The sequence below is a fragment of the Mesonia sediminis genome (genome assembly GCF_042684705.1).
Lineage (GTDB): Bacteria > Bacteroidota > Bacteroidia > Flavobacteriales > Flavobacteriaceae > Mesonia > Mesonia sediminis.
The window spans coordinates 49,331-59,977 of the sequence record NZ_JBHULZ010000006.1 but is presented as its reverse complement, the minus strand read 5'-3'; the positions used below and the strand labels follow the sequence as shown (position 1 = coordinate 59,977).

Below are 10,647 nucleotides of genomic sequence, written 5' to 3'. Positions count from 1 at the left end.
CTTATAGGAAAAGGACCGCTTTGTACAGCCACCGGCGCCAAACAGGGGTCTTGATTTACCGGTGCAAGCAAACTACAAGCACTGCTGCCTGCAGTACCCGTAGGTTCGTCTATAGAAACCTTCCCAAAAACATCATTGCTACAGCTGGCATTGCCCAGGTTGTCTATGTAGGCGTAGCCGTAACTACTTCCAGGTTGTTGGATATCTGACATCGCAAAAACTACCGTGGCGGCTTGCCCGGCAATGCTACTGGTATCCAATTCCATACACGTCCAAAGCGTATAATAAAGATCTAAACCTCCAGGGGCTTCTATAAACCGGCATGAGTTGCGCTCGAAAGCAATGCACTGCTCACTGACCAGGTTATTGTTTTGATCCCATATTTGTACCTTAAAAAAAGGAAGTACAATGGAAGATGGACTGGCATTAATATCATCCTCCAAGGCTAAGGCATAATCAAAGGAAAAGCTTTGTCCGGCAATGATTTCTTTTGTCATCACACTAAGGCTTCCTTGAGTACGCAAATCGTTTAAACCGATAGCCCGCTGATTATAAGGGGTATTGGGTTCTACCCTGATTTGAGTTGTAGAAGAACCAGACATAAAACTATCGGGCCCTGGGGTTAGTATATACGCATGATAATTAAAGGCGTTGTTTGGATCATTATGACCATTAACAGGGTCTAAGCTTGCTAAGTTTTGTAAAGGAATGTTTGTTAAATCGGTTTGGCATTGTTGCATCCCAGGTGGGTTCACTGCAAAATCATAATACGCAAAACTATAACCCGAGGCCGTCGAGGTGGTAGCATCGCGTTCAAAGCCCCCGTTGGGCACACAATTGCAATACTTCTCTACGGCTTGTACCGCCAATAAACTGCTTTCACAGCCCTGGGTACCGGTAGTGGTCTGGCTCACATAATAGGTTTGTCCATCTACCAGCAGAGTGGTATTAGGAATAGGCGTGGTACCACCCGCATCGCTATACCATTGTAAATTATCGCCCACTACTACCAAATCGGTTAAATTGGCAGGAGGCTCATTGATCTGTGCACGAAGAGCAGCACCACAAAAACTTTGCAACGCCTCCCCTTGTGGTGGAGGGCATTGTGCTACCAATTCTTGCACTCCCACAAAAAATAAGAGTAATATACTATAGATTTGTAGATTTTTCACGTAAAAAAATGAATTCAAATTACAGGAAAATTCCTTTGACTTACCTATCACTAACGAATTTAAGTAAAAATTTGAGAAAAAACCGACATAAAAACTTAATTATCTGCAACTTCAACGCATTAATCTAAAAAGGACCGCTTTTTTATATTGCATCATTGCCCGAATCCCTGCTTAATGCTACAGCCACAAAAAAAACCGATACCTAATGCAATAGAAATTATAATTGCACCTATTTTGTGAGATTTGTTGTCATAGAATAGTGTAAATTTGGTATTTATTGCAATAACCTATCGATAAAAGTACAATTGAATTAAAACTGACTTCGTCCTATTATCTCAACGGCTTATAATCAGTTAAATAGTATAAATAATGAATTTTTATATTGTTATCCCTGCTCACAATGAAGCTGAATTTATTGGAAAAACGCTTAAATCTTTAACGGATCAAAGCCTTCTCCCAAAAAAAATTGTAGTAGTTAACGACCATTCTACAGATGATACCGAAAAAATTGTAAAAGCTTACGCTGAAGAATATGCCTTTATAGATTATATAAATATCTCATCTAACGAAAAGCATTTACCCGGCAGCAAAATCATCAATGCTTTTTATAAAGGTCTCGAAAGCTTAGATGACCACTTTGATGTTATTTGTAAATACGATGCCGATCTAATTTTCCCAAAAAACTACCTAGAAAGCATCAAAGATAGTTTTACCACTAAGCCAAACATAGGTATATGTGGCGGTATTTGCACGGTAAAAAAGAAAGAGCAATGGGTAAACGAAGGATTAACCAACAACGACCATGTAAGAGGTGCGCTTAAAGCTTATTCTAAGCATTGTTTTGAAAAGATTGGTGGCTTAAAACCATCTATAGGTTGGGATACGGTAGATGAGTTACTGGCAAAATACAATAGTTATGAAGTAAAAGTATTGACAAATCTTAGGGTAAAGCATTTACGGCCTACAGGAAAATCTTATGCAAAAAAGGCAAATCATAAGCAAGGGGAAGCTTTTTACAAAATGCGTTATGGTTGGCCAATCACTTTTATCGCGGCTTTAAAATTAGCCTTTAAGAAAAAACAGGGCATTCTCTTTATAGATTATTGCTGGGGTTATCTCAAAGCCAAGCAACAAAAAAGCCCTCTTCTTGTAAGTGAAAAAGAGGGCAAATGGATAAGGAAATACCGATGGCAAGGTATTTTAAAAAAATTAAAACTTAATCTAACACCTCAACAATCACCTCACCAGTAGTACCGTTTGGATTAGCTATTCCCAATAGTGCGGCAATTGTAGGCGCTATATCGGTGATATAAGTCTTATTAAAGCTGCTTCCTTTACGGATTCCTTTTCCGTAAAACAATAAGGGGGCGTGGGTATCATAATTGAAACCTGTACCATGGGTACTTCCTTTTTCTGGATAAGAGATATAATTGGGTAAAAAACCAAATACTAAATCACCGCTTCGTTTTTGATGAAAGCCGTTTTGAACCAAAAGCTTGGTCTTTTCTGTGGCTGCATTCATTTCGATTTCTGAACGTGTAAACACGCGAGAAATTTCGGGCTGTGCTAATAAAAAGGCTTTGATATCTTCGGCTAAAGCCAAAGCATCAATATTCTTTTCCTGAATTAATTCATGATTTAAGAAAAGCTGATTGTTAGATATGTTCTCTATCAGATTTACATTGGCATGCGCCTCTCCCAAATAATTTTTTAAACGTTCTTTAAGATTGCTACTAGAAACATATCCGGCAGGGATCTTTTGATCTTTTAAATAATTAGGCACATGAATAGCTCCGTGATCAGCGGTTAAAAATAGGGTATACTCCCCTTTACCGATATGTGTATCTAGGTATTCTAAAAGTTGAGCTATTTCTAAATCTAATCTTAAGTAATTATCTTGAATCTCTTTGGCATTCACCCCAAAATTATGCCCTATATAATCTGGACTTGAAAAGCTTAAGGTTAAAAAATCGGTATCCTGGTCTTTTCCTAAGGCTTCGTTCTCAATAGCAGCCAAGGCAAAATCTAGTGTTAAGCTGTTGCCAAAAGGGGTGGCTTTTAAAATATCATAACCCCCGTTTTCTGGAGCAAGCTTGGCCAAATTATAAGGGAAATCTGCATTCTCTTTTCCCTTAAATCCAAATTCATAAGCATTGGCATCGCTTCCACTTTGGGTATATTGCGCTATAGGTAGTAAAGTATTCCAAGTGTTTAAATATTTTTTTGCCGGTTCATTGGCATTGAAATTTTGCACCCAACTAGGCAATTCATTCATATAATAAGAACTGCTTATCCATTTTCCTTCCTCTCCCCCTAAGAACCAATACGCCGCATTGGCACTATGACCAGCAGGTAAAATAGCTCCCCGGTCTTTAATGGCAATTCCTATTGACTTTCCTCTAAACTGTGTATGCAATCGGTTTTGATCGGCAATACTTGTGGTTTCAAGGCGTTTAGGAGACATTTGACCAGCGGCTAAAGTGGTTCCTAATCCATTTACCGTATTATCGTCAACGCAGTAAACCTTCTTTTTTTCTTGCTTATCGTACCAGTTATTGGCTATAATACCGTGTACCTGCGGGGAGGTTCCTGTAAAAATAGAAGCATGCCCTGGTGCGGTATAAGTTGGCACATAATTATAGTGGTTATTTTTACAATTAAAACCTTGGTTGATTAAGCGTTTAAAACCCCTATCGGTGTAAAGATCCCAAAAGCGGGTGAGATAATCATACCGCATTTGGTCTACCACCACTCCAACAACTAATTTGGGTTGGGCATATAATGACTGTTCTGGCTCTTTGTCAACAACCGCCGATTTGTCTAAATTTTCTACACTTGCACAGGCATTGAGCAAAAAACCAACCAGTAGTAAAAGGCTAAATTTTTTCATTTTCAGGTAATTTTATTTTTGGCAAAATTAGGCATGTTCTTACAATTAAGCATTAATTGTACGTTAAATAGTTTTATCTTTCCGATTTCTACTTTAGTTTTACAAAAAGAATTTGAATGGGCTACCTACATGATATTGGTGAATACTTTATGATGTTAAAAAATGTTTTTAAACGGATGACCAAAGGCTCTGTTTTAAGAACATTAATCTTTAAAGAGATAGATGACCTCATTATTAACTCCATGGGTATTGTGGCCTTCATTTCTTTTTTCCTAGGTGCGGTAGTCACTATTCAAACCGCTTTAAACTTAGGAAACCCTTTAATACCCAAAAGCCTAATTGCTTTTACCGCGCGCCAATCGATAATTTTAGAGTTTTCTCCTACTTTCATCTCCATAATTATGGCCGGTAAAGTAGGTTCATACATCACTTCAAGTATCGGAACCATGCGCGTTACCGAGCAAATAGATGCGCTTGAGGTAATGGGTATTAACTCTGTTAATTACCTGGTCTTTCCTAAAATGGTAGCCATGTTACTTTACCCCTTTGTGATTTGCATCTCTATGTTTTTAGGTATAGTGGGTGCCTATATTGCGGGTGTTTTAGGTGGTTATGTTGCTAGCGATTTATTTATACAAGGGCTGCAGGTAGATTTTATACCTTATCATCTTACCTATGCTTTTATTAAAACCTTCTTTTTTGCTTTTATTTTGGCTACAGTGCCTTCTTATCACGGTTATTATATGCGCGGAGGGGCGCTAGAAGTAGGGCAAGCCAGCACCACCTCTTTTGTATGGACGAGTGTTATTTTAATTATTACCAATTATGTGTTAACCCAATTACTTCTGAGTTAGATGATTAAAGTTAAAGATTTACATAAAAGTTTTAGCGGTGAAGAAATCCTTAAAGGATTAAATACATCTTTTCACGCGGGCAAAACCAATTTGATTATAGGTCAATCTGGTGCGGGTAAAACCGTCTTTTTAAAATGTCTTCTAGGCTTATTTGAACCCACCTCAGGAAGTATTGAATACAACAAGGTAGCCTATGCCTCGCTCAACAACAAGCAAAAGCGCGATTTAAGAAAAGAGATGGGAATGGTTTTTCAAGGTAGTGCACTATTCGACTCTATGAATGTGGCCGAAAACGTAATGTTTCCTCTTATTATGTTTACCAAACAGTCTAAAGCTGCTATGAAAAAACGCGTAGACGAAGTACTAGAGCGCGTAGATTTAATTGGGGTAGACCATAAATCTCCAGCCGAAATCAGTGGAGGAATGCAAAAACGTGTGGCTATTGCACGCGCCATAGTAAACAAACCCAAATACCTGTTTTGCGATGAACCCAACTCTGGTCTAGATCCTAAAACAGCCATACTTATTGATAATCTTATTCAAGAAATTACACGAGAATACAATATTACCACCGTCATTAATACCCACGATATGAACTCGGTGTTGGAGATTGGTGAAAATATTGTCTTTTTAAAAGACGGGCATCTAGAATGGCAAGGAAATAAAGATGAAATTTATCAATCTGAAAATGATGCGCTCACCAATTTTGTATACTCTTCAGAGCTTTTCCAGAAAGTAAGAAAAGCCCAACTACAAGGCTTGTAATGGGGCGTACACCTACTTTAAATCATTTATTGTATTATTATTCTGTCGCCACTTTAGGTTGCAGCGAAGATTGAAGAATAAGCGTATCTAAAGCTAGTTTATACTGTAGCCATCGCTTTAGTTTTTGTTCGTTTTGCTGCTTTAATTCCGCACTTATTTCTGAATCCCAAACCGCATAAAATTCGGGGATGGTATCAATTTTATCAAAGTTTGAAATAACTTTTTGGGCATAACCAAATTGTACCAGATTCTCATAATTGATTCTAGCTTCATTGCTTACATTTGAAAACGGAATACTGTTGCGTTTGTAACGACTCAAATTATCCAATTCTTTTTCTAAAAAAGCAATGCGTTCGTCTTTATTTAGCATCAATAGCGAATCTCTATATTTAAATTCTTTCATGAACTGCAACTGATCATAAGACTCGGTATTTTCGTTCTGTAATATAATCAGTGAAGCATTTTTTAAATTAGGATAGGTTTTCATTTTCTCGCGCCACACCCCAATCACCGAGCTTGGTATTTCTTTACCTAAAAATGAAACTTCAATTTTAGGGTCTGTTCCACCGTTATAGGTGGTTACCGTAGCGTTTTTTTGCAAGAAAGAATCGGTATAAAGAGCCAACTCATTTTTAACAAAGCGTTCGGCGTCTTGCTTAAAATAAGATTCTTTTAGCATAGCATAAAACAAATAAACACTAGGTACCATAACAATAATGGCTATAAAAGAAGCGATTTGCGCGATGCGCTTTCTGCGTTTAGAATTGGCATATTTAACCAAGGGAAAGCCTAGTAACTTTGAAACTACGAAGGTTGAAAGCGCTATAAAAGTAGCATTGATCGAGAAAAGATATAGGGCTCCACCTGCATCAGCAAAATTGAGATTGGCCAAGCCGTAGCCCACAGTACATAGCGGCGGCATTAAAGCAGTGGCAATCGCTACTCCAAAAATAACACTAGCAATGGTACCTTTCTTGGTTTTGGCTACAATCAAAGCCAAACCACCAAATATGGCCACTAAAACATCTAAAATAGTAGGATAGGTTCGCGCTTCTAACTCGGCATTACTTCCCGTAAGCGGTGAAATCATAAAGTAAAAAGTAGCGGTGATAACACTTAGCCCCACCATTACACCTAAATTGATAAGGGAGCGCCTAAGCATATCTACATCATTAATAGCCACCGATAGTCCCATACCAACAATCGGTCCCATTAAAGGAGAAATAAGCATCGCCCCAATAACAACCGCAGTACTACTCACGTTTAGCCCAATAGAGGCTACAAAAATTGAAAAAACCAAAATCCAAGCGTTATGCCCTTTAAAAGTGATGTCTTTTTTTACCGCCTCAATGGTTGAATCTCTATCGGTATCAGAGCGTATATCGAGTAGATCTTTTAAAAAGGTCTTAGCATTCTTGTAAGTCCCTTGAAAATCTGCTTTTAATTTCGCCGGATCTATTTTGCTTTCCTCGTTTTGTTGGGTGGTGCCTGCATTCTCATCACCCGCAGTACTGGTAGAAGATTGCTTCTCCGGTTGCTCCTTTTCATTGCTATTGTCTATATTATTTTCCAAACAGTTAAGTTAAATTAAGTGATCTCCAAAATCTTCTTTTACCAAGTTACGCAGTTTTTTGATTTCTTGTTCGTCTTGCTTTCTACAAATCAGTAAAACCTCTTGATTATCCACTACAATATAGTCGTTTAAATCTTTTATTACAACATATTTTTTTTCTCCTGTGCGAATAATATTTCGTTTCGAGTTTTGCGCCAGTACACGAGCATTTATGATTACATTTTCATCTTTTTCTTGGTGCAATTTATCGTATAAAGCACCCCAAGAACCCAAATCGCTCCAATCAAAATCTGCGGGGAGTACCCTAACATTTTTTGATTTTTCTAAAATCCCGTAATCAATCGATATATTCTTGGCTTTGGCATATTGTGCATTTACAAAATCTGCTTCGCGCTCTGTATTCCAAATAGATTCAGCCGAATTAAATAGGGTATACATATTGGGTAAATGTTGCTCAAAAGCCGCTAAAATACCCTGTACACTCCAAATAAAAATACCGGCATTCCACAAATAATTCCCATCAGATAAAAACGACTTAGCGGTTTTATAATCGGGTTTTTCGGTAAACTGCATTACCTCATAAATGCGTTGTTGGGCTGCTTTACGGAATTTGATATAACCATAACCAATATGCGGCAAAGTAGGTTGAATACCAAGCGTCATTAACCAGCTTTTGTTTTGCTGGCAAGCTTCAAAAGCCGTTTTCACATTTTGACTAAAGCTCATTTCATCTTCAATCCAATGATCGCTAGGCGCTACAATCATCACCGCATCTTTGTTCTTTTCATAGATTTTTAAGGCAGCCATCAAAATACAAGGCGCCGTGTTGCGCATCGCAGGTTCTAAAACCACTTGAGCATCTTTAACTTGTGGTAACTGCTCTTTAACCAAAGCTGCATAACTAGCATTGGTCAATACCAAAATATTTTCGGTTGGAATGATCTTACTGAGTCGAGAAAAAGTTTTTTGAATAAGCGTTTCTCCAGTACCTAACATATCGTGAAATTGCTTTGGGAAGTTTTGTGTACTTACTGGCCAAAACCTAGAACCCACTCCACCTGCCATAATCACGGCGTAATAATTTGAATTTTTCAATTTAATTTTCTTTTACAAGTTCAACTTGCGCGTGAGGTTGAAAAACGTAAACCCTACCGGTTTTAATTTCTATGCACTCGTAGCGCTTTATTCTCTTTTTTTCTTTACGGAAGATTTTATGGTCTCTAAATTTAAAATAGCTCCCGTAGGGTATCTCAAATATATAGCTTTTATTGCTGGCTTCATCATACTTTTTAAGCGCGATATGCAAAAGTGTATCGGTGTCGCTACTGGCGGTAGGATTTTTAAAATGTCTTGCTAAAACCGGTAACAAATCAGATGGAAAAATGCTGGGGTGCAGCAAGGGCAGCATCAAGCTAGTAAAACTATGTTTCCACTCTTTGCCGTGAGGCTTTATGTGATGTCCATATTTTTCAAAAGCTACTAGATGAGCCAATTCATGCACTAATGTAATTAAAAACCTATACGGATTAAGGTTAGCATTTACCGTGATGATGTGGTAACCGCCGCGCATTTTGTAATCGCCATGCCGTGTTTTGCGTTCGTTGACTATTTTAAGCTGAACGCGCCATTCTTGAATTAAGATACAAATACCTTCGACTGCCGCTTTAGGTATATATTTGGCTAACACCTGCTGCATAGATTAAGGGGTAGATTTACCTACCTGCAATAGTTTCCCGTTATACAATTGCTGACCCCTAAGGGCAAAATCGGCTATATAAGCGCCCATCTGCTCGGCTGTAACCGGTGCTTTTAAACCAGGAAAAGCGGCTTCAAGCATCTCGGTTTGTACCGCTCCTAAGGCTAACACGTTAAAAGAAGGACCCTTTTCTTTATATTCTTCGGCCAATAATTCGGTTAGATTAATCAGAGCCGCTTTACTCGATGAATACGCCGATAAGCCAGCAAATTTAACACTCCCCTGTACGCCACCTATACTGCTAATATTAACCACGTGCCCGGTATCGGGCATATGTGGTATACATTTTTGCATCATCAAAACGGGGCCATAAACATTGGCCTCATAAACCGCTTTAAAATCGGCTAAAGCTATGGCGGTAAATTTTTCGTGTAGTAATTTACCGGCATTGTTTATCAATATATCTACCCTTGAATCAAATTCATTTTTAATAAAATCTTCTAATATTGGATAATTCTCTTCTCGGGTTATATCAAAAGCTAAAGCGTTTACAGCATTTAAGTTTAAATCGAGTAAAGGTTTTTCATTCCGCGAAAGCGCTAAAACCCGGTGCCCCATTCCCGATAGTATTTTTACAATTTCAAGACCAATCCCTTTACTGGTACCCGTTACTATAATATTTTTCTGTGTTGACATTTTAATTGGTAAATTTTAATTCATTTTCTTTGGCATTAACCATACCTGTTAGACCCTGTTGAAAAACCTGAATGAGCCTTGCCATATGCTCTAAATCTAAGTGAGCCATTTCATCTTTCACGTGATGGTAGTAGGGGTAATTACCAAAATCAAAAGTACAAACGGTCTGCGCCGGCACACCCAAATGTTTATAAAAAGGATAATTATCGCTGCGTTTAAATAACTGAAATTCTTGTGCTTTTTCAAAAAAGCCTAGACTATTTGACCCGGTGTAATTATTGAATAGTTGCGCCATATTACTCGAATCAAATCCGGTAAGGTAAGCTTGGTAATTTTGCGCTTTAAGCGGCACGCCAATCATCTCTAAATTAAACACCCCATATAATTCTTGATTTTCATTTTTCATGCGTTGAGCAAGATGCTCAGAGCCTAACAATCCTTGTTCTTCGGCATCAAACAGCGCAAAAATCATGGCGCGCTCTGGCGGATTTTCACTAAAATAGCGCGCTATCTCTAGAACAGCTATAGTCCCTGAAGCGTTATCATTGGCTCCATTGGCTATTGAGTCTGTTGCTGTTGCGGTTCTTTTGTCTATACCGATATGGTCATAGTGGGCTCCAATAAGCAAAGGAGCTTTGCTTAAAGATTTATTTTTGCCTGGGATATAAGCCACTACATTATAAGCATGCTTATTCTTTACCATAAAAGAATCGCGATAGGTGGTATAAAAAGGCTTAACTCCCATTTGCTTAAACTGATTAGCGAGGTAATCAGCTGCTTTGTCTTGACCTACGGTTCCTACCAATCTCCCGCCGAGCTCATCGTGAGTAAGCCGATTCAAATCTTTATCTAGCCTTTGCTGGATGGAAGTGGTGTTAAAATTAAAACGCGTGTCGGTGGTAATCTGTGTCTGCTTGCAACTTAAAAATGGACACAGAATTAAAAATAATACTAATTTTCTCATAGGTTTAAAGATAAAAAAACCCATCAATAAAATTGAT

Annotated in this window: 10 protein-coding genes; 3 read left to right on the top strand and 7 right to left on the bottom strand. The window is 38.2% G+C overall.

The features are described 5' to 3' along the window. On the bottom strand, positions 1-1,172 hold a 1,172-nt coding region (locus tag ACFSQ0_RS01345; RefSeq protein WP_379043059.1), incomplete at its 3' end, for a hypothetical protein. Positions 1,173-1,541: 369 nt separating this feature from the next. Here ACFSQ0_RS01345 and ACFSQ0_RS01340 point away from each other — a divergent pair. Then, complete coding sequence (locus ACFSQ0_RS01340; protein WP_379043056.1) at positions 1,542-2,423, top strand: glycosyltransferase; 882 nt, start codon at positions 1,542-1,544, stop codon at positions 2,421-2,423. Here ACFSQ0_RS01340 and pafA read toward each other — a convergent pair. Further along, positions 2,389-4,062 (bottom strand): alkaline phosphatase PafA, encoded by a 1,674-nt coding sequence (gene pafA, locus ACFSQ0_RS01335; protein ID WP_379043053.1) that lies wholly within the window; start codon positions 4,060-4,062, stop codon positions 2,389-2,391. The two genes, ACFSQ0_RS01340 and pafA, sit on opposite strands and share 35 nt — an antisense overlap. Before the next feature lie 116 nt (positions 4,063-4,178). Between pafA and ACFSQ0_RS01330 the strand changes: the two genes are divergently transcribed. Next, positions 4,179-4,916 carry an MlaE family ABC transporter permease gene (locus ACFSQ0_RS01330; protein ID WP_147861502.1) on the top strand — a complete coding sequence of 246 codons (738 nt, stop codon included), beginning with the start codon at positions 4,179-4,181 and terminating at the stop codon, positions 4,914-4,916. Continuing rightward, a complete protein-coding gene (locus tag ACFSQ0_RS01325) occupies positions 4,917-5,681 on the top strand; it encodes an ABC transporter ATP-binding protein (protein ID WP_379043050.1) in 765 nt (254 codons plus the stop codon). It begins immediately after the preceding gene. A gap of 37 nt (positions 5,682-5,718) precedes the next feature. Here the strand turns inward: ACFSQ0_RS01325 and ACFSQ0_RS01320 are convergent, their stop codons facing one another. From ACFSQ0_RS01320 to ACFSQ0_RS01300, 5 genes are all read right to left on the bottom strand, one after another. Further along, positions 5,719-7,140, bottom strand: coding sequence for a DUF389 domain-containing protein (locus ACFSQ0_RS01320; protein WP_379043074.1), 1,422 nt, complete (start codon positions 7,138-7,140; stop codon positions 5,719-5,721). 123 nt (positions 7,141-7,263) lie between these two features. After that, a complete protein-coding gene (locus tag ACFSQ0_RS01315; protein ID WP_379043071.1) occupies positions 7,264-8,319 on the bottom strand; it encodes a mannose-1-phosphate guanylyltransferase in 1,056 nt (351 codons plus the stop codon). A gap of 31 nt (positions 8,320-8,350) precedes the next feature. Then, the gene (locus ACFSQ0_RS01310) at positions 8,351-8,950 is read right to left on the bottom strand and encodes a SprT-like domain-containing protein (RefSeq protein WP_379043047.1); all 600 of its coding nucleotides are present in this window, start codon (positions 8,948-8,950) and stop codon (positions 8,351-8,353) included. Positions 8,951-8,953: 3 nt separating this feature from the next. Next, positions 8,954-9,646 (bottom strand): SDR family NAD(P)-dependent oxidoreductase, encoded by a 693-nt coding sequence (locus tag ACFSQ0_RS01305; protein WP_379043044.1) that lies wholly within the window; start codon positions 9,644-9,646, stop codon positions 8,954-8,956. A 1-nt stretch (position 9,647) separates the two neighbouring features. After that, complete coding sequence (locus tag ACFSQ0_RS01300; protein WP_379043041.1) at positions 9,648-10,610, bottom strand: M28 family peptidase; 963 nt, start codon at positions 10,608-10,610, stop codon at positions 9,648-9,650. Positions 10,611-10,647 lie beyond the last annotated feature (37 nt).